We start from the raw sequence: 18386 nt of genomic DNA, 5'->3' as shown, positions 1-18386 counted from the left end.
ACTATCGCCACCGCCCCGCGATTTCTGCGACAATCAAGCACGCGGCGCGACCTTGCGCCGCAATCCTGATGAAAGTGCGTGGCCATTATGCAAAGCAAAAAACCAGACGCCGCCCGGCTCGACAAAGTCGTCGCCGACGCGCGCCGCGCGGCTGAGACGCGCGATATGGGTTACCGCGAACGCTCGCTCAAAATGTATCCCTGGGTATGCGGCCGCTGCATGCGCGAGTTCACGCATGCGAACGTGTCGCAGCTGACGGTGCACCACCGCGACCACAACCACGATAACAATCCGCCGGACGGCTCCAATTGGGAGTTGTTATGCCTGTACTGCCACGACAATGAGCACTCGCGCTATCTCGAGGCCGACCGCGGCGCGGGCCTGCTCTCGGCGGAGGTGGCGCCCGCCACGCACAATCCGTTTGCGGCGCTCGCCGGCTTGATGAAGAAAAAAGACCCGCCGTGATACCCTGGCCAATCACAAGCGCCGCGTGATCTCGAAACTGAGCGAGCGCTTCGGCATCGGCAAGTCGTAGCGGATATTGCCCGGCGCCAGGCTCGGCTCGCGCACGTCGCGGTTGAACAAATTGAGCACCGTGGCGCGCAGCTCCCAGGCCCCGGCCAGGCGCCGCAAGCTCATGTCGAGCGTCGTGTAGTCGGCCAGTTGCGGGCGCGTATCGTCCGGCTCGCGGCGGCGGTCGGCCACGTGGTTGAGCGTTCCGCCCAATTCCCACTCCGGACTCGGGCGCCAGTCGGCGCGCGCGAACAGGCGCTGGCGCGGCGCCAATCCCGGGTCCTTGCCCGTCATCTCGTCGAGGCTGTGCTGCACCGACCAGCTGCCGCTCACGCGCACGGCGCGGCCCGCGTCCCACTGCCCCTCCAGCTCGAATCCGCGTCCGCTCTGGTCGGCCGTGTTGCGGAACGTCTTGCCGGTGCTCGGATCGGGATTGGCCGTGGCGGCGATGATATCGCGCATGCGGTGGCGGTACAGGGTCAGGCCGGTCTGCACGCTGTCGGCCGCCTTCCACAAGAACGCGAGCTCGCTCGTGGCGATGGTCTCGGGGCGGATCGCGGGGTTGCCGATGTTGACCGGGTTGTTGATCGTGTACTGCTCGGTCAGCGCCGGCGCCCGGAAGGCGCGCCCGTGCATCGCCTTGACCACCACGTTGAAGGCCGCGTCCCAGACCAGCGCCAGCCGCGGATTGGTGGTCGAGCCGAAGTCCGAATAGGCGTCGTGGCGCACGCCGGAGGTGAGCGACCAATCCGGCGCCAGCGCCCATTCGTCCTGCAAAAACACGTAGCTGAGCCGGCGCTTGTGCGGGGTCAGGTAGCCCAGTTCCGGCACATGGGTGGCGTCGACGACGCTCCCGAGCGGCTCGAACACGGGGCCGACCCCGGGAACGACCACCAGGTTGAAGTTTTTGAATTCGGGCGCGCCATACAGGTCGGCGATGCGGTGGCCCACGCCGATGCGCACGCGGTGCCGCGCCAGGCCCGTGTACACGGCCGACGCCGTGAGCGAGGTGTTGCGCTCGTAGTGGCCCGGGTTGCCGATCACGCCGTCGGGGAAGGCACCGCCAAAGGCGCCCGCCGGGAACAGGCGGAATGCGGGCTCGCCTGGCGCCTCGCGTAAATCGTAGTAGCCCAGCACCACGCTGGCGTCCCAGTGTGGCAGCACGCCGGCATGCTCGTACGAGAGGTCGGTGTAAAAACGCGTCTCGGGAATGCGGCCAAAGGGGTCGACGCTTTCGGCGACGCCGGCGCCGACGCCGACATCGCGCTTTTGATAGGCCGAGCGCCAGCGCCATTTGCCGTAGGCGAGGTCGGCGCGCACGTCGATCGCCTCGCGCCCCACGTTCAGCGGCCCCGGCGCGAGCGAGGCGCTGGTGCCAAAAATGGCGTCGAGCCGGGTCTGGGAATCCTCCTCGATGATGCGGCGCGCGCCGTCGCTGCTGCCGGCGCGCAGGTAGAACGCGGCGCTCAGCGCGCCGAGCCTGCCGCCGTATTGCAGCCACGCGTCGCGCGACTTGAAGCTGCCCACGCGCGCCCCCGCCTCGAGGCCGTCTATGTCGGCGGCCCGCTTGGTGATGACGTTGATCACGCCGGCGTAGGCGTCGGCGCCGTACAGGGCCGAGCCGGGGCCGCGGATGACCTCGACGCGCGCGATGTTCTCGACCGGCATGCCGCCCCAGGCGAAGCTGCGGTTGCCGGCGAAGATATTCGTGATCGGCAGACCGTTGACCAGCATGAGCACCTGCGGATTGAAGTTGGTGAAGCTGCCGCGCAGGCTGTAGATGGGGGCGTAGGCCAGGTGCGAGACCGACACATGCAGGCCCGGCACGCTCTCGAGCACCTGGTCCAGGTCGGTCGCGCCCATGGCCTTGATTTCGCGCGCGGTGATCACGGTGGCCGTCGCGGGCGCGTGGCTGACCGCCTGCGCGCTGCCGGTGGCGATGCTCACTTGGGTGTTGTCGCCGTAGCTTAGCGCCAGTTCGTCCTCGTCGAGGGGCTGCGCGATTGCACCCGCGCCAGCGAGCAGCAATGCTGCCGGCAGCAGGGACTTAAGCCACGTAGAGTGCGTATGCAAATCGCCCATCCAATGTGAGTGTTACATGGATGTCAATTTAACGCATATCCGCGCGACTTGGAAGCCGGCGCTTAAAAAATATCAGCAGGTCCCGGGGGACCACGGCCGGCCGGGGTCGAAGGGGGGCGTCTTGAGCATGCGCGTGAAGCACTCCGACGGCGCGGCCGCGGAGAACAGAAAACCCTGCGCGTAGTCGCATTCCATCGCCCTGAGCCAGTCGCGCTGCTCGACCGTCTCGCCCCCCTCGGCGATGACCTTGAGCCCGAGCTTGTGGGCCATCACGATGATGGTTTCGGCAAAGACGCCGCTGTCGTTGCTTTGCATCATGTCCTTGACGAAGGACTGGTCGATCTTCAGGAAGTCGACCTTGAATTTTTTAAGGTAGGACATCGACGAATAGCCGATCCCGAAGTCGTCGATCGTGAACTGCACGCCGGCCTGCTGCAGCTTGGCGAGCCGCTCGCGCACGGCGCGCGAGTCGTTGAGCAAAATGCCCTCGGTGATCTCGACGGCGATCTGGTCGCGCGCCCGTCCCAGCACGGCCAGGTCGCTGTCCCAGCTTTTCATCATGGCCACGCTCATGAATTCGACCGGCGACTTGTTCACGCTGATCTGGAACGGGTGGCCAAGCATCGCGCTCCACTGGCGCGCGTGCTCGATCGCCTCGCCCAGCACCCACGAGCCGATTTCGCCGATCAAGCCGGTCTGCTCGGCCAGCCCGATGAATTCGTCGGGGAGAACCAGCCTGCCCTGCGGATGGTGCCAGCGCACCAGCGCCTCGGCCTCGACGATCTCGCCGCTGGCCAGGTCGACGATCGGCTGGTAGTACACCACCAACTGGCGCTGCACCAGCGCCTGACGCAGCTCGTCGATGGTCTTGAGGCGCGCCCACGCCGAGTCGCGCATGCCGGAGGTGAAAAAACTGAAGCGGTTGCGGCCCGCCTGCTTGGCCACGTACATCGCCTGGTCGGCGTTGCGCAGCAGCTCCTCGGGCGTGCAGCCGTCCTGCGGGCACAGGGTGATGCCCATGCTGCCCTAGACGTAATAGCTGGCCGCGCCGATCACGAACGGCTTGGCCAGCTCGTCGAGGATGGACTTGGCCAGGATTTCAACGTGCAGGATGTCGTTCACCTCGCTCAGGATCACGGTGAATTCGTCGCCGCCGATGCGGGCCACGGTGTCGGTGCCGCGCACGCAGCCGCCGATCCGGCGCGCGCACTCCTTGAGCAGCTCGTCGCCGGCGGCGTGGCCGGAGCGGTCGTTGACCTCCTTGAAGCCGTCGAGGTCGATGAATATCAGCGCCAGCGCGTGGCCCGTGCGCGCGGCATGCTTGACGTTCTGCTCGAGGCGGTCCTGGAACAGCGCGCGGTTGGGCAGCCCGGTCAGGCTGTCGTAGTAGGCGTTGCGGTGGATTTTCTCCTCGTACGCCTTGATCTCGGAGATGTTGCGCGCCGTGCCCGAGACCGAGTCGACCCGCCCGTCGTCGCCCAGCACCGGCAGGAACACATAGCGGTAGGTGACCTCAGCCCCGTCCGACCCCGGCCGGCGCATCTCGGCGCGCAGCGGTTCGCCCGTCTCGGTCACCTGGCGCAGGTCGCGCCGGAAGCGCGGCACCAGTTCGGGGCACAGGTCGTCGATGTTCCGGCCCGGGACCAGGTGCTGCGGGATGCCCAGCAGATTGCTCAGCGCGTGGTTCGCGTAGAGCAGGCGTCCGTCGACGCCGACGATGTAGTGCAGGTCGGGCGAGGACGACAGCAGCGTGTCGAGGCGGCGCGTGTATTCGTCCTTCTCGATGGCGAAGCGTGCGACCGAATCGGCCAGCGCCTGGTCGACCGCCTCGTTGAAGCGGGTCAGCTTCTCGCCCGCGCTCGACAGCGCGGCCTTGTTGGCCTCGCCCCAGAGCTGGAGCACGCTGGCGCGCAGGGCGCGGAATTCGGCGATCGCGTCGTTGACGCTGAAGCCCAGGCCGACCCGCTCGGCGCCGTGGAGCTCGGCCTGGGTGCTGCCGACAAGGCGAGGCGCGCGCCCCTTGGATTTCTCGGACTGCTCGAGCGGCGTTTGCGCGGCGCGCAGGTCGGCTGCGATCGTCGCCAGCATGCCGGCCGCGTGGTCGCGCAGCGCCGAGTGGTCGAGATGGCGCGCCGCTGGAATGCCCCTGGCGAAGCGCTCCCAACGTTTGAAAATCGCCTCCTCGTTGCCGTCGATAAATGCGGCGAGGCTCAGGTCCGCCTCCGGCTTGGGTTCCATGTCGGCCTCCGGCCATCCAAACCTAGTAAGATCGGAAAAGCGGAAATTGGTTCGGCGCACCGGCGCCCGTGGCGCCTAGGCGGACATGGCCTTTGGCACCGCGCACTCACCGTCGAGGAATGTGCTGTGCCCGGGAAACGTCATGCGCAGGATGCGCAGCACGGTGGTGCCGAACTGGCGCGTGAGCGAACCGGTGTTGTACGGCAGGCGGTAGCGCACGCACAGGGCGCGCACGCGCGGCGCCACCTCGGGATAGCGGTTGCTCGGCATGTCCGGGAATAAATGATGCTCGATCTGGTGGCTCAGGTTGCCGCTCATGATGTGGAACAGTTTGCCGCCACCGATGTTGCACGAGCCCAGCAGCTGGCGCACATACCAGCGCGGCCGGGTTTCGTTCTCGACCTCGTCTTTGGTGAACACGTGCACGCCCATCGGGAAATGCCCGCAAAAAATGATCAGGTAGGTCCACAGGTTGCGGATCACGTTGGCCACGGCGTTGGCGCCGCACACGATCAGGAAGAACGGCCCGGCCAGCAGCGGAAACAGGATGTAGTCCTTGAGGATCTGGCGCGCCATTTTGGCGCGCGTTTTCTCCCACAGGCCGCGGATGCTCTCGAAGCTCTGGCGCCCGCTCCAGATGCGGCCCAGCTCGAGCTCCTGGATCGCGATGCCCCACTCGAACAGCAGCGCCAGCACCAGGGCGTACACCGGATTGCCCAGGTTGAAGGGCCTCCAGCGCTGCGCCGAGAAAAGGCGCAGCAGGCCATAGCCGCCGACGTCGGCGTCCTTGCCGAACACATTGGTCCAAGTGTGGTGTTTGACGTTGTGCGAATGCTTCCACTGGTCGGACGGGCACACATGGTCCCACTCCCAGCTGCCCGACTGGATCGCCGGGTCGCGCAGCCAGTCCCACTGGGCGTGCGAGATGTTGTGGCCGATCTCCATGTTCTCGAGGATCTTGGCGCAGCCGAGCATCAGCGTGCCGAGCGCGATCACGGGCCAGAACAGGTGCGGGCCGGCCAGCGCGTGGCTCCACTGCGGCAAAAAGGCCAGGCTGGCGTAGATGACCAGGCGCCCGCCCAGCGCCAGGCTGCGCTGCACCTTGATCAGGCGGTGGATGTAGCGCGCGTCGCTCTCGCCGCGGCTGTCCATGACTTCGGTGCGGACCGCTTCGATCTCGCGGCCGAATTCTTCGATCTCGGCGTGCGTCAGGTGGGAGGGCATCGACATGGTGGGTTCCTGTGAGTGTGGGTTCAGAACGGGTTCAGAGCGGGTTCAGAGCGGGTTCAGAGCGCCAGTTCGGCGTCGCCGACGGCGGCGCAGACGCACACTTGCACCGTGTCGCCGGGTTCGTTGATGAGGGCGCCGGTGCGCAGGTCGCGCACGCAGCCGCTCACGAGCTTCGTGTCGCAGCCGTGGCAGATGCCCATGCGGCAGCCGTGCGCCGGATTGAGTCCGGCGTCCTCGGCCACGCGCAACAAATTGGTGCTGCCGTCGGAGGCCGCCGCGACCTGGCTCACGGCGAACAACACGCGCCCTTTGGCGCCCGCCGCCGGCGTGGCGGCCAGCTTGGCGCGGAAGCGCTCCACGTGCAGCTGGCGCGACAGGCCGGCCCGCGCCCAATGCGCCTCGAGCGCGTCGAGCAGGCTGGCCGGGCCGCAGGCCCACACTTCGCGCTCGCGCCAGTCGGGGCAGGCCAGTTCGAGTTGTTTGGCGCTGAAGTGGGCGTCGCCGCCGCCGCCGCGCGTGTAGAAAGGGTGCAGCCGGTAGTGCGGCTGGCCCGCCTCGAGCTTGCGCAGCTCGGCGCCGAATATCACGTCGAGCGCGTGCGGGGCGTAGTGCATGTGCGCGATGTCGGGCAGGACCTCGTACTCCATGACATAGCCGCGCAACATGCTCATGACCGGGGTGATGCCGCTGCCGGCCGTGATGAACAGGGGATGCACCGGCATCGAGTCGGGCAGCACGAACTCGCCCTGCGGCTCGCCCAGCGGCAGGTAGTCGCCGACCTTGACGCGGCGCGCCAGGTGCTGCGACACGCGCCCGCCCTTGATCGCCTTGATGGTGACGGTGATGCAGCCGTCGGTGCGCGCCGGCGCCGACGATATCGAATAGGTGCGCGTGTGGCGCATGCCGTCGATCGGCACGCCGAGCCGCACAAACTGGCCGGGGCGGTGGCTGCGCCAGCCGCGGCCCGGGCGCAATGTGAGCGTGCGGGTGTCGGCGGTGTCGTCCCAGACGCCCACCACGCGCGCCTTGAGCACGTGCTGCGTCCACAGCGGGTTGACCAGCTCGAGGTAGTGCGAGTGGCGCAGTGGATAGGTGAACATGTCGAGCAGATTGCCAAAACCGGCGCTGATGGAAGCCATTGAAGTCGTCCCTGAAAAGGAGTGTCATGACGCGTCCGCCGGAATGGCAGCACATCTCAACAGCGTGCATTGTGTACACCTGTACACCGAGCGTCAAGAATTTGGCCGGGATTTAGAGGAGTTCCTCGCATTTACAAAGGTTACTTGCGGGTGGAATCGCGGTTTTTCGCGTGTAGAATGCGAACACACCCGTACACAAACAAGGCGCAGATGGCTGACCACGAACTTGAACCGGCCCGCGCCGACGCGCCGAGCCGCAGCGAACGCAAGGCCGCGACCCGGCGCGTGCTGCTCGACGCCGCGCTCACGCTGGTCGGCGAGGGGCGCAGTTTCACCAGCCTCGCGCTGCGCGAGATAGCGCGCCAGGCGGGGATGGTGCCGAACGCGTTCTACCGGCACTTCCGCAGCACCGACGAACTCGGACTCGAACTGGTCGAGGAGGTCGGGATCACGCTGCGCCGTCTGCTGCGCGAGGCGCGCCAGGTGGAGCTGGCGCAGGGCGACATCCTGCGCCGCTCGGTGCGGGTGTACCAGGCCTACGTGAAGGCGAACCGGCTGCAGTTTTTGTTCATTTCAAGCGAGCGTTCGGGCGGCAGCCGGGTGCTGCGGCTGGCGATCCGCAACGACGTGACGCATTTCACCAACGAGATGGCGCAGGATTTCCGCACTTTGGGGCTGTACCGGGAACTGCCGACGGCGCGCCTGCAGATGGTGTGCGGGCTGATCGTGATGACCATGCTGGCGGCGGCCACCGACATCCTCGACCTGCCGCCGGAGCAGCCCTTGCTGGAGCACGAGATGGCGGAGAACTTCGTGCGCCAGTTGCAGATCATTTTGCTCGGCGCGGGCCAGTGGAAAGAGCGTCCGGCCAGCCACCGTCCTTAGCCCCCACCCACCGTCATCCCCGCCCCCCACCGTCCTCCCCGCGAAGGCGGGGACCCATCATGAGCTTGCAGTTCTGCGCCGTCCAAAAATCCAGCCCACAGCGCCCGGGCCTAAAGGTACCCACTGCACGTTGGGACAAGCTCCGTATGGGTCCCCGCTTGCGCGGGGAGTCATTTCTGCCAATGGCAGGAATGACGGTGGGGGAGTACCGCGGCGGCATTGGTGTTGGCCGGCCGTTGTCAGATTACGCGCTGCGCTGCCAGCGCGGCGACGTCCTGCGCGCTCCAGCCCCAATCGGCCAAAATCTGCGCGCTGTGCTGGCCGGCGCTCGCCGGCCCCGAAGACACCTCGGGCACCGTGCGGCTGAAATGCGGCGCCGGCGCCGGCTGCACCACGCCATCGACCTCGATAAACGCCGCGCGCGCCACATTGTGCGGATGCCCCGGCGCCTCGGCCATGTCGAGCACCGGCGCGAAACACACGTCGGCCCCCTCCAACAGTTCGCACCACTGCGCGCGTGTGCGACCTGCGAAAATGGCTTCGAAGCGCGCCTTGAGTCCCGGCCAGCCGCCGGCCTCCATCTGCGCCTCGAACGCGGCGTCGGTCGCTCCAATCAGCTTGAGCAGCAAGGCGTAAAACTGCGGCTCGAGCGAACCGACCGTGATGAACTTGCCGTCGGCGCAGGCATAGCTGGCGTAGAACGGCGCGCCGCCATCGAGCAGGTCGGCCCCGCGCGCGTCGCTCCACGAACCGTGCGCGCGCAGGCCGTACATCATCGCGCCGAGCAATGCCGCGCCGTCGGTCATGGCCGCGTCGACCACCTGCCCCCTGCCCGAAGCGCGCGCCTCGAGCACGGCGCAGACCACGCCGAACGCCATCATCATGGCGCCGCCGCCAAAGTCGCCCACCAAATTCAACGGTGGCGCCGGCGGCTCGCCCGCGCGGCCCATCGCATGCAGCATGCCGGTCAGCGCGATGTAATTGAGATCGTGTCCGGCCGCCTGCGCCAGCGGGCCGTGCTGGCCCCAGCCCGTGACGCGCCCATAGACCAGCTTTGGATTGCGCGCGTGGCACACATCGGGCCCAAAACCGAGCCGCTCCATCACACCCGGGCGGAAGCCCTCAAGCAGCACGTCGGCCTTGCCGAGCAATCGCAGCAGCACCCCGCGCGCGCCGGCCTGCTTGAGGTCCAGCGCCAGCGAGCGCCGCCCGCGCGCCATCACGTCGTGCCTGGTGCCCAAAAACGAGAACGCGCCGGCCGCGCCGGCCGCGCCATGGCGGTCGATCCGGATCACCTCCGCGCCCATGTCGGCCAACATCATGGCGGCGAACGGACACGGTCCCAAGCCCACCATTTCAACAACGCGAACGCCTGCCAGCGGTCCGGCCATGCGGGTGCTCCCTACAGTGAACGTGCGATGATTTCTTTCATGATCTCGTTGGCGCCGCCGTAGATGCGCTGCACCCGCGCGTCCACATACATCTGGGCGATCGGGTACTCGAGCATGTAGCCGTAGCCGCCAAACAGCTGCACGCACTGGTCGATGACCTTGCACTGCAAGTCCGAAATCCAGTACTTGGCCATCGATGCGCGCACCGCGTCCATGCGGCCGGCGATCATGTCCTCGATGCAGCGGTCGATGAAGATGCGCGCGATGGTGGCCTCGGTCTTGATCTCGGCCAGCACGAAGCGCGTGTTCTGCATCTCGATCAGGGCCTGCCCGAAGGCCTTGCGTTCGCGCGTGTGCTCGATCGTCAGCTGCAGCGCACGCTCGATCGCGGCCACGCCGGCGACGCCGAGGATGGTGCGCTCGTAGGGCAGCTCGGTCATGAGCTGCGAGAAGCCCCTGCCCTCGACGCCGCCAAGCACGTTGTCGAGCGCCACATGGGCGTCGTCGAAGAACAGCTCGCAGGTGTCCTGCCCCTTCTGCCCGACTTTTTCGAGGATGCGTCCGACCCGGAAACCCGGGTTGTCGCGCGTCTCGAGCAGCAGCAGCGACACGCCCTTGTGGCCGGCGTCGGCGTCGGTCTTGACCACCACCACGATCAAATCGGCGAGGTAGCCGTTCGAGATGAAGGTCTTGGAGCCGTTGACGCGGTAGCCGTCGGCGCCCGCCACCGCCGTGGTGCGGATGCCTTTGAGGTCGGATCCGGCGCCCGGTTCCGACATCGCGATCGCGGCCACCATCTCGCCGCTGGCCAGCCTGGGCAGGTACTTGAGTTTTTGCGCCTCGGTGCCCTGGTTCAGGATGTAATGCGCGACGATCGCGTGCACGTGGATGCCGAACGCCATGTCGCCCGCGTAGCCGAGCTCCTCGAACACCACCGCCTGGTGCGCGAAGGTGCCGCCGGAGCCGCCGTACTGCTCGGGGATGTCGGCCAGCAGGATGCCCATCTCGCCGCCCTTGTTCCACAGCTCGCGGTCGACGTGCTGCTGCTTACGCCAGCGCTCCTGGTGCGGCGTGACTTCGCTCGCGACGAAACGGCGCGTGGCGTCGCGCAAGCCTTCGAGTTCTGCGTCCATCCAGGGTGAGGTGGTGTCCATGGCGTCCACCTTATGCGGCTTGGTACAGGGTGACCACGCAGGCGCCACCGAGGCCGAGGTTGTGCTGCAGCGCGACCCGCGCGCCCGCCACCTGGCGCTCGCCGGCGGTGGCGCGCAGCTGGTGCGTCAGTTCGTAGCACTGGGCCAGGCCGGTCGCGCCCAGCGGGTGCCCCTTCGAGAGCAGCCCGCCCGATGGATTGGTGACCACCCTGCCGCCGTAGGTGTTGTCGCCGTCGTCGATGAACTTGGCGGAGCCGCCCTCGGGGCACAGCCGCAGGCCTTCGTAGGTGATCAGTTCGTTCTGGGCGAAGCAGTCGTGCAGCTCGACGACGTCGATGTCGTCGGGGCCGATGCCGGCCTGCGCGTAGACCTTGTCGGCCGCCTCGCGCGTCATGTCGTAGCCGACCAGGCGCATCATGTCGCCCGAGTCGAAGGTGCCGGGGCGGTCGGTCGTCATGGCCTGGCCGGCGATGAACACGTCGGCTTTCAGGCCGTGCCTGCGCGCGAACGCCTCCGACACCAGCACGGCGGCGGCGGCGCCGCAGGTCGGCGGGCAGGCCATCAGGCGCGTCATCACGCCCGGCCACAGCGGCGGCGACTCGAGCACGTCCTCGGGCGTGACCACCTTGCGCAACAAGGCCAGCGGATTGTTCGCGGCGTGGCGGCTGGCCTTGGCGCGGATCTTGGCGAAGGCGCTCAAAGGGGTGCCGTACTTTTGCATGTGGGCCTGGCCGGCGCCGCCGAAGTAGCGCAGCGCGAGCGGTATCTCGGGCATGCCGATCAGCTTGTCGGTGACGGCGTCGAACGGCGCGAACGGGCTCGGACGGTCCTTGAACACCGAGCCGAGCGCGCCCGCGCCCATCTGCTCGAAGCCGAGCACCAGCACGCACTCGGCGGCGCCGCTCTCGATCGCCTGGCGCCCCAGGAACAGGGCGGTCGAGCCGGTCGAGCAGTTGTTGTTGACGTTGAACACCGGGATCCCGGTCATGCCGAGCTGGTACAGCGCCATCTGGCCGCAGGTCGAGTCGCCGTAGACGTAGCCGGCGTAGGCCTGCTCGACCTTGTCGTAGGCGATGCCGGCGTCGCCCAACGCCTGCCGCCCGGCCAGCGCGCCCATCTGGTCGTACGACGCGCTCGCGCCCGGCTTGGCGAACGGGATCATGCCCACGCCGGTGACATAGACTTTACGGCTCATAGCTGGCTCCTGGATGCAAAAATTGAAATGGGTCGTACGACCTATAAATTCGATTATAGGTCAACCGTACTATTTCGCAAAGCGCAGTTTAAATCGAGATGCCGCCGCCGCAGGTGACGGTCTGGCCGCTGATGTAGTCGGCCTCGGGGGTGCACAGCAGGTAGACGGCGTTGGCGGCCTCCTCCGGGGTGCCGGCGCGGCCCAGCGGGATCGAGCGCTCCATCATCGACATCAGCTCGGGGTTGACGCCGACCTTGATGTCGCGCCCGGCGATGCTCACGCTGGTGTTGCCGGCGGCGCTGGCCTCGGTCAGGCGGGTCTTGATCAGGCCGAAGGCGACGCAGTTGACGTTGACCTTCATGCGGCCCCATTCCTTGGCCAGCGCCAGGGTCATGCCGACGATGCCGGCCTTGGCCGCCGAGTAGTTGACCTGCCCGGCGTTGCCGCCGAGCCCGGCGACCGAGGAGATGTTGACCACCTTGCGGAACACCTCGCGCCCCGCCTCCTGCTCGGCCTTGCTGAAGGCGCGCAGGAAGGGCTGGGCCGCGCGCAGGATGCGGAACGGCGCCGTCAGGTGCACGTCCATGATCGCGTACCACTGCTCGTCGCTCATTTTCTGGATCACATTGTCCCAGGTGTAGCCGGCGTTGTTGACGATGATGTCGAGGCCGTTGAAGTTCTCCAGCGCGCACTGGACGAAGCGCTCGCCGAAGTCGGCGTCGGTGACGTTGCCGACGCAGGCGACGGCCTCGCCGCCGAGGGCGCGGATCTCGGCGACGACCGCGGTGGCCGGTTCGGCGTCGAGGTCGTTGATGACGAGGCGCGCGCCCTCGCCGGCCAGTTTGAGCGCGATGGCGCGGCCGATGCCGCGGCCCGAGCCTGATACGAGTGCGACTTTTCCTGCGAGTTTGGACATGGGATACCCTTTCGATGGTTGCGAAAATTATAGGCCATGCGCGTCGCAACCGCGGGGACCGCGCAACCAAAAGGTCAGGCGACCTATTTTAAACGCCCCCATGCGATAATCGCCGCATGCCGACCACCCTTCCCAGCGCCAACAAAACCAAGCCCTCCGCGACCACCGGGAAAGGCCTCGGGCGCGTGGCCGACATTTTGCACGCCGCGAGGAGCATCCTCGCCGCCGAGGGCTACGCCGGCCTGTCGATGCGCCGCGTGGCAAACGAGGTCGGCATGAGCCTGTCGAACGTGCAGCACTATTACGGCAGCAAGGACGCCCTGCTCGAAGCCGTATTGCTGTACACGATGGATGTCTTCCAGGCCAACATCGACGGCATCTCCGCGGCCATGACCAGCGCCTCGCGCATGGAGCGCTTCTTGTCGACGACAGATATGTTCCTCGACGAGATCACCGATCCCGTCACGCACGCGACCTTCTTCGAGATCTGGGCGCTGGCCTCGCGCAACGCCTTCGCCTCGGCGCTGATGGACAAGATGCTCGCGCGCGAACGCAAGACCATCTACCACCTGATCCGCGGACTCAATCCCGATATTTCGGATGAGGAAACCATGCAGCGCGCCATCCTGATGGTGGCCCAGGTCGAGGGGCTGATGCTGTTCCGCCTCGACAAGCACGCACGCCGCGGGGAATTCATGGCCGTGCGCGCCAGCCTGCGCAAGGTGCTCGTCGCGCTCGCCACCATGCCCTAGGCGCTTCAGGTTTTCTCGTCGGTGCCGGTGTCGGTGCCGATGTCGGTGTCCTCGTCGAGCGCGAACTCGCCGCGCTCGAAGGCGGCGATGATCTGCAACGATTCCTGCACATGGCATTGCGGCACGCGGATGCGCACGCCACCGAGCGCGTTGGCCCACAAAAAATGCGCCTGCACCAGGTTGGCGTCGGCCACGACCGCTGGAATGCCGGCCGCGACCAGGCACCCCTGCACGATCAGGGCCTGGGTCGGCTCGAAGTAGCCGGCGACCGTGAACAGATCGCGCCCGGGCAACAGCTCCCCCTGCTCCGGGTGCTCGCTGTCGAGGAAGGTGAATCGGTTGGCGGTGGAAGGATCGATGTGCATGGCGGACCTTTCTGGTGAACTATCGGCAGGACGCAAGTTGCGCTTTAATACTACTCCTATTGCCGCCAAGCGAATACAGGCGGCTGTATACTGTGCGCACCCATCAACAGCGAGGAGCGGCCGCGCATGCCACACAACATCAGCCTGATCACGACCATCGCGGCCGCGCTCGGCTTCGGCCTGATATTCGGCATGCTCGCCGCGCGCCTGAAGCTGCCGCCGCTGGTCGGCTACCTGGCCGCCGGCATCATGATCGGGCCGGCCACGCCCGGTTTCGTGGCCGACGTCGCGCTGGCCGGCCAGCTCGCCGAGATCGGCGTCATGCTGCTCATGTTCGGGGTCGGGCTGCACTTCTCGCTCAAAGACCTGCTCGAGGTGCGCCGCATCGCCCTGCCCGGCGCCGTGCTCCAGATCGTCGTCGCCACCGCCATGGGCATCGGCCTGTCGGCGATGTGGGGCTGGAGCATCGGCGGCGGCCTGGTGTTCGGCCTGGCGCTGTCGGTGGCGAGCACCGTGGTGTTGCTGCGCGCGCTAGAGGACCGCGGCATCCTCGGCTCGCTCAACGGACGCATCGCGGTCGGCTGGCTGGTGGTCGAGGACCTCGTCACGGTGCTGGTGCTGGTGTTGCTGCCGGCCCTGTCGGGATTCCTCGGAGGCACCCCGGCGGCGCCCGGCAGCAGCCTCGGCGCCACGCTCGCGGTCACGCTCGGCCAGGTCGCCACCTTCGTCGCCCTGATGCTGGTCGTGGGGCGCAAATTGTTTCCATGGTTCCTGTGGCGGGTCGCGCGCACCGGCTCGCGCGAGCTGTTCACGCTGGCCGTGGTCGCCACCGCGGTCGGCATCGCCTACGGCTCGTCGGCGCTGTTCGGGGTCTCGTTCGCGCTGGGCGCGTTCTTCGCGGGCATGGTCCTGCGCGAATCCGAACTGAGCCACGAGCTCGTCGAACTGTTGCGCAAGCGCGGGTTCGCGGCGGTGGCCGGCGACGCCGCCGAGCCCGCCGTGCTGATCCAGGCCCATATCGCCCGCGCCGCCGTGCTCGTCATCGCCACGCGCGACACCTTCCATGTGCGCGCGATGATCGAGGTCGCGCGCGCCCTCAATCCGGCGATCGCCTGCGTGGTGCGCACCCACAGCGAGGAGGAGGCGCAACTGTTGCGCGAGGATACGAACGCCGTGATCGTCAACGACGAACGCGAACTGGCCCACAGCATGGCGCAGCACGCGGCCGCGGCGTTCGGCAAGGCGGCCGCGCCGCACTGAGGGGGCGCCGCACTGAGGGGGCGGGCGGGAACTGCTGCTTAGGCGCCGGCGCCCTCGGCGCACAGTTTGAGGCCGGCGCCGCGCGCGCTCGCCAGCGAGCCCGTGAGCAGCTCGTGGCGCTCCTCGAGCAGGGCGAACACGGCATCCTTCGACAACACATACTGGTCGAGCAAGATGTCCTTGATCGATTCGATGACCGCCTTGTAGTCGCGGATCGCGCCCAGCGTGTAGCTGTAGAGCTCGTCGGACTTCTCCTCGACCTGGCGCACCGTGTGCTCGCCGCTGCCCTCGTTGCGCAACTGCGTGTAGTCGAGCTTGGAGCGCGAATACATCGACAGGCGGTTGACCATCAGGTTGAGCATCTTGGTGGCCTTCTCGATGTCGTTCTGGCTGCCCACCGAAATGCCGCGCGCGCCATAGAAAAGTTCCTCGGCGGCGACGCCGCCATAGAGCTGGATCACATCCTGCTCGAGTTCCTCTAGGGTGCGCAGCGACACGTCGTCGCCCGACTGCAGGACATAGCCGAGCGCGCCGAGCTTGGAGACGGACTCGGTGCTGATCTTGAGCAGGTGCGACTTCTGCTTGACCTGCTCGAGCGACATGCCGGCCCGCAGGTGCGGGTCGATCTGCATGAAGAAATGGCCCAGCTCGTGCAGGGCGACGCGCTCGCGCTGCTTGTCCTTCTCGGCCGTGGTGGCGCGGTCGGTCAGGCCGATCGTGGCGCGCTCGTAGGCGCGGAACATGAGGTCGGTGTTGATGATCGACTTTTCCTGGATCGAGATCATGCTGGCGCGCTCGACGACGGTCTCGAGCAGCGCCGGGCTCAGGTTGGCGGTCATCTCGGCCACCTGCCCGAGGTCGAGGTCGGCCCAGTCGACCAGCCCCTCCTTCTTGCGCGACAGAAAGCTCTTGAGCAGTTCGACGCGCTCGCCCTTGTTGGGCAGGCGGAAATTGATTTTCACGGAGAAGCGGCGCAGCATCGCCTCGTCCATGTCGGACGAGGCGTCGTCGAAGTTCGAGGCCACCACCCAGATCACGCCGGCGCCCTTGTCGCTCTTGACGCCGTCGAGCAGGCCGAGCAGGGTGTTGGCGGTGTCGTCGTCATACTTCCTCTCGCTGCGCCCGCGGGGCATGAACAGCGATTGCGCCTCGTCAAGGAAAATGATGCAACTGCCGCGCGCGCAAGCCTTGCGGTAGAGCGCGTTGAGCGCCTTCGAGCCGCCGCCCACATAACCCGATTCGAGCGCCGAGCCGGAGGCCTGGATCAGCGGCACATTGAGCTTTTTGGCAAGATAGCCGACCAGCTTGGTCTTGCCCGTGCCGGCCGGGCCCGTCAGCATGACGTTGAAGGGCTTGTCGATGTTGTGCGACTTGTATTCGCCGCGGTTGCGGATCATGTCCTCGAGGTGCAGCACCTCCTGCTTGATGTCTTCCATGCCGATCAGGTCGTCCATGCTGCCGCGCAGCTTGTCGGGCGTGATGACGGCCGAGTTCGTGCCGGTGCCTGGAATGCCGAACTTGATCGCGTACACGACCAGGCAGATCAGGAGGATGTTGAAGGCGTGCAGCTTGAGGAACCCCAGGGTCTGGACCATCAGGCCCTCCTGGCCCTCGTCGACGAGCACCGCCTTGTGCGAGGCGAGGTAGTCGTTCTTGGCGATCGAATAGGGAATCGCGTTCTTGAGCAGGATTTCACGCTCGAGGCTCAGGTGCGAGGTGCTTGGCACCTTGACCACATTGATCTGCGGCGCGTCCTTGAACTTGAAGATGTAGCGCGGCGAATCGGACAGGGGCTTGGCCACCATCAGGTATTCGAGGCGCGCCCGCTGCGCGACCAGCCCGGTGATGGCGGAAATGTTTTGCGAATGGACGACCGGCGCGGGGTCTTGCGCGACGTCGGACTTGTAGATCGTCAGGCCGATGGCCAAGACCACCAGCAGCGCGGTGAAAAGCCGCACATAGGCATTCTTGAAGGCGATCTGAAGTTTGGCGAGATTGGGCATGTTGAAAAACTCAAAATAGTGGGCGCTGCAGAAGGTGCGAACATCGTCGTGCATGGCGCGGGGCGGGCCGGTTGCGGCCGAGCGCAATGTGCGTACCCTGTAATTCCCGAATGCCAAGGCAGCAATCGTCGTCACCGCTAGTTCGTGCCGCACCGCCGATGGTGTGGCCGGAGGTGACCATTTACCATTATTTTAGTGCTTGAAGACAATAGGGATATGGAGACTATACCGTCAAAAAAAAGGCAGGTATACCCATCAATGTCGAAAAAATTTTGCGCCGCAACAGCTTTTGATCAAGTGGCAACTGGATGACGTATTGGGCTGGCAAGAAAGGTTGGCGGCCTGCTACGACGGGCGCGCTTTCCGATGCGTCTGGTGCGGGTTTGTGATTTTTTCGACGTGACTCGTAACAGTTCGTATCAGCACTTGGCGTTTTGGCATGCCAGAGTCATCATTGCTTCAAACTCAACAAGGACCGTCCGATGAAACGCCTCGCCACCTATTTGCAGCGCCTGTTCTCCACTTCGGCCGTCGACGTGGAGGACGAGCTGATGGGGGCGGTCGACCTGTCCGATTCGGCCTACTGCCTCGGCTTGTTGGCGCAAAACAGCAAGAGCTGAGCACCGCTTGCGGCGCGCAGGGGCCTATGGGGGCGCCGGCACGCGCGTCTGACTGCGCCAAAGCAATAGCGCCCGCAAAAAGCCGCGTTTCAATCGAAACGGGGCAGCGCCGGACGGCCGTCCATGATTAAATAGTCAGGCAGATGGCGCGGTTCCGTCCCGGACCGCCGCGCAGCATTTTTGGTGACACGGCAGACCCCTTGCCGGTGACCACTAAGGAGCCAAGGTGAACATTCTCGCATCCACGACGGCACTTGCGGCGGCGCTGGCGCTGGGGGCGGGCATCGCCCACGCCGCGGTGACCGAAGTGTCGGTCGCATCCGCCCACAAGCCAAGCATCGCGGGCGCCTACGCCACCAGGCCCGCGCAAAACCCATCCGTACCGCCCGCGTTCATCCACCACGACTTCTCCACCGTGCCGGAACCACAGGTCTTCGCCATGATGTTGCTCGGCTTGTGCCTGATCGGCTTCCGTGCCAGCCGCATCACCGACGAAAAATTCAAATAAGCAGCCCGCAAGCGTTCGCTTGCGGTTTGCTTGCGGTCCGCCCTTCCCCGCCTTGCCTGCTTTTTTGCCAGGCGCATGCGTAAACCGCGCGCCCAAAACCGGCAGCGCCCGCGCCTAGTACAACATCCCTTAAAT

General features: G+C 66.4%; 15 protein-coding genes and 1 pseudogene. 6 read left to right on the top strand and 10 right to left on the bottom strand.

The features are described 5' to 3' along the window. Positions 1–87: 87 nt before the first annotated feature. Entirely contained in the window at positions 88–465 is a 378-nt protein-coding gene (locus C7C56_RS02420) for a YajD family HNH nuclease (RefSeq protein ID WP_106755908.1), read from the top strand. Between the two features lie 12 nt (positions 466–477). Here the strand turns inward: C7C56_RS02420 and C7C56_RS02415 are convergent, their stop codons facing one another. The 4 genes and pseudogenes from C7C56_RS02415 to C7C56_RS02395 form a co-directional block, all read right to left on the bottom strand. Further along, a complete protein-coding gene (locus C7C56_RS02415) occupies positions 478–2586 on the bottom strand; it encodes a TonB-dependent receptor plug domain-containing protein (RefSeq protein ID WP_181372988.1) in 2109 nt (702 codons plus the stop codon). Positions 2587–2667: 81 nt separating this feature from the next. After that, positions 2668–4683: pseudogene (locus tag C7C56_RS30650) on the bottom strand (putative bifunctional diguanylate cyclase/phosphodiesterase). Positions 4684–4908: 225 nt separating this feature from the next. After that, the gene (locus C7C56_RS02400; RefSeq protein WP_106755905.1) at positions 4909–6063 is read right to left on the bottom strand and encodes a fatty acid desaturase family protein; all 1155 of its coding nucleotides are present in this window, start codon (positions 6061–6063) and stop codon (positions 4909–4911) included. 56 nt (positions 6064–6119) lie between these two features. Further along, positions 6120–7202: a ferredoxin reductase gene (locus tag C7C56_RS02395; RefSeq protein WP_106755904.1), complete on the bottom strand. Its 1083-nt coding sequence runs from the start codon at positions 7200–7202 to the stop codon at positions 6120–6122. A gap of 210 nt (positions 7203–7412) precedes the next feature. Here C7C56_RS02395 and fabR point away from each other — a divergent pair, with 210 nt between their 5' ends. Beyond that, entirely contained in the window at positions 7413–8087 is a 675-nt protein-coding gene (gene fabR, locus C7C56_RS02390) for an HTH-type transcriptional repressor FabR (protein ID WP_106755903.1), read from the top strand. 239 nt (positions 8088–8326) lie between these two features. Here fabR and C7C56_RS02385 read toward each other — a convergent pair whose 3' ends face one another. The 4 genes from C7C56_RS02385 to C7C56_RS02370 form a co-directional block, all read right to left on the bottom strand. Then, positions 8327–9478: a CaiB/BaiF CoA transferase family protein gene (locus C7C56_RS02385; RefSeq protein ID WP_106755902.1), complete on the bottom strand. Its 1152-nt coding sequence runs from the start codon at positions 9476–9478 to the stop codon at positions 8327–8329. An 11-nt stretch (positions 9479–9489) separates the two neighbouring features. Next, positions 9490–10632, bottom strand: a complete 1143-nt coding sequence (locus tag C7C56_RS02380; RefSeq protein ID WP_229457919.1) for an acyl-CoA dehydrogenase family protein — start codon at positions 10630–10632, stop codon at positions 9490–9492. 10 nt (positions 10633–10642) lie between these two features. After that, entirely contained in the window at positions 10643–11827 is a 1185-nt protein-coding gene (locus C7C56_RS02375; RefSeq protein WP_106755900.1) for a lipid-transfer protein, read from the bottom strand. 88 nt (positions 11828–11915) lie between these two features. Beyond that, positions 11916–12743, bottom strand: coding sequence for an SDR family NAD(P)-dependent oxidoreductase (locus C7C56_RS02370; RefSeq protein ID WP_106755899.1), 828 nt, complete (start codon positions 12741–12743; stop codon positions 11916–11918). 116 nt (positions 12744–12859) lie between these two features. On the opposite strand from C7C56_RS02370, the gene C7C56_RS02365 reads away from it, so the two are divergent. Continuing rightward, entirely contained in the window at positions 12860–13495 is a 636-nt protein-coding gene (locus tag C7C56_RS02365) for a TetR/AcrR family transcriptional regulator (protein WP_106755898.1), read from the top strand. A gap of 5 nt (positions 13496–13500) precedes the next feature. Here C7C56_RS02365 and C7C56_RS02360 read toward each other — a convergent pair whose 3' ends face one another. Next, positions 13501–13860 carry a hypothetical protein gene (locus tag C7C56_RS02360; protein ID WP_181372987.1) on the bottom strand — a complete coding sequence of 120 codons (360 nt, stop codon included), beginning with the start codon at positions 13858–13860 and terminating at the stop codon, positions 13501–13503. A 126-nt stretch (positions 13861–13986) separates the two neighbouring features. On the opposite strand from C7C56_RS02360, the gene C7C56_RS02355 reads away from it, so the two are divergent. Then, positions 13987–15120, top strand: coding sequence for a cation:proton antiporter domain-containing protein (locus C7C56_RS02355; RefSeq protein WP_106755897.1), 1134 nt, complete (start codon positions 13987–13989; stop codon positions 15118–15120). A gap of 38 nt (positions 15121–15158) precedes the next feature. Here the strand turns inward: C7C56_RS02355 and C7C56_RS02350 are convergent, their stop codons facing one another. Further along, entirely contained in the window at positions 15159–17123 is a 1965-nt protein-coding gene (locus C7C56_RS02350; RefSeq protein WP_106755909.1) for an AAA family ATPase, read from the bottom strand. A 482-nt stretch (positions 17124–17605) separates the two neighbouring features. Here C7C56_RS02350 and C7C56_RS28545 point away from each other — a divergent pair, with 482 nt between their 5' ends. After that, a complete protein-coding gene (locus tag C7C56_RS28545; RefSeq protein WP_181372986.1) occupies positions 17606–17743 on the top strand; it encodes a hypothetical protein in 138 nt (45 codons plus the stop codon). 226 nt (positions 17744–17969) lie between these two features. After that, complete coding sequence (locus C7C56_RS02345; protein WP_106755896.1) at positions 17970–18251, top strand: PEP-CTERM sorting domain-containing protein; 282 nt, start codon at positions 17970–17972, stop codon at positions 18249–18251. The last annotated feature ends 135 nt before the right edge of the window (positions 18252–18386 follow it).

The sequence above is a fragment of the Massilia glaciei genome (assembly GCF_003011895.2).
GTDB lineage: Bacteria > Pseudomonadota > Gammaproteobacteria > Burkholderiales > Burkholderiaceae_D > Telluria_A > Telluria_A glaciei.
This window is presented reverse-complemented; position numbering and strand designations above follow the sequence as displayed.

What these genes read in the sequence shown, in the direction of transcription:
- C7C56_RS02420 (WP_106755908.1), top strand. Translation starts at nt 88, where the DNA reads ATGCAAAGCAAAAAACCAGACGCCGCCCGGCTCGACAAAGTCGTCGCC.
- C7C56_RS02400 (WP_106755905.1), bottom strand. Translation starts at nt 6,063, where the DNA reads ATGTCGATGCCCTCCCACCTGACGCACGCCGAGATCGAAGAATTCGGC.
- C7C56_RS02395 (WP_106755904.1), bottom strand. Translation starts at nt 7,202, where the DNA reads ATGGCTTCCATCAGCGCCGGTTTTGGCAATCTGCTCGACATGTTCACC.
- fabR (WP_106755903.1), top strand. Translation starts at nt 7,413, where the DNA reads ATGGCTGACCACGAACTTGAACCGGCCCGCGCCGACGCGCCGAGCCGC.
- C7C56_RS02385 (WP_106755902.1), bottom strand. Translation starts at nt 9,478, where the DNA reads ATGGCCGGACCGCTGGCAGGCGTTCGCGTTGTTGAAATGGTGGGCTTG.
- C7C56_RS02380 (WP_229457919.1), bottom strand. Translation starts at nt 10,632, where the DNA reads ATGGACACCACCTCACCCTGGATGGACGCAGAACTCGAAGGCTTGCGC.
- C7C56_RS02375 (WP_106755900.1), bottom strand. Translation starts at nt 11,827, where the DNA reads ATGAGCCGTAAAGTCTATGTCACCGGCGTGGGCATGATCCCGTTCGCC.
- C7C56_RS02370 (WP_106755899.1), bottom strand. Translation starts at nt 12,743, where the DNA reads ATGTCCAAACTCGCAGGAAAAGTCGCACTCGTATCAGGCTCGGGCCGC.
- C7C56_RS02365 (WP_106755898.1), top strand. Translation starts at nt 12,860, where the DNA reads ATGCCGACCACCCTTCCCAGCGCCAACAAAACCAAGCCCTCCGCGACC.
- C7C56_RS02360 (WP_181372987.1), bottom strand. Translation starts at nt 13,860, where the DNA reads ATGCACATCGATCCTTCCACCGCCAACCGATTCACCTTCCTCGACAGC.
- C7C56_RS02355 (WP_106755897.1), top strand. Translation starts at nt 13,987, where the DNA reads ATGCCACACAACATCAGCCTGATCACGACCATCGCGGCCGCGCTCGGC.
- C7C56_RS02350 (WP_106755909.1), bottom strand. Translation starts at nt 17,123, where the DNA reads ATGCCCAATCTCGCCAAACTTCAGATCGCCTTCAAGAATGCCTATGTG.
- C7C56_RS28545 (WP_181372986.1), top strand. Translation starts at nt 17,606, where the DNA reads ATGAAACGCCTCGCCACCTATTTGCAGCGCCTGTTCTCCACTTCGGCC.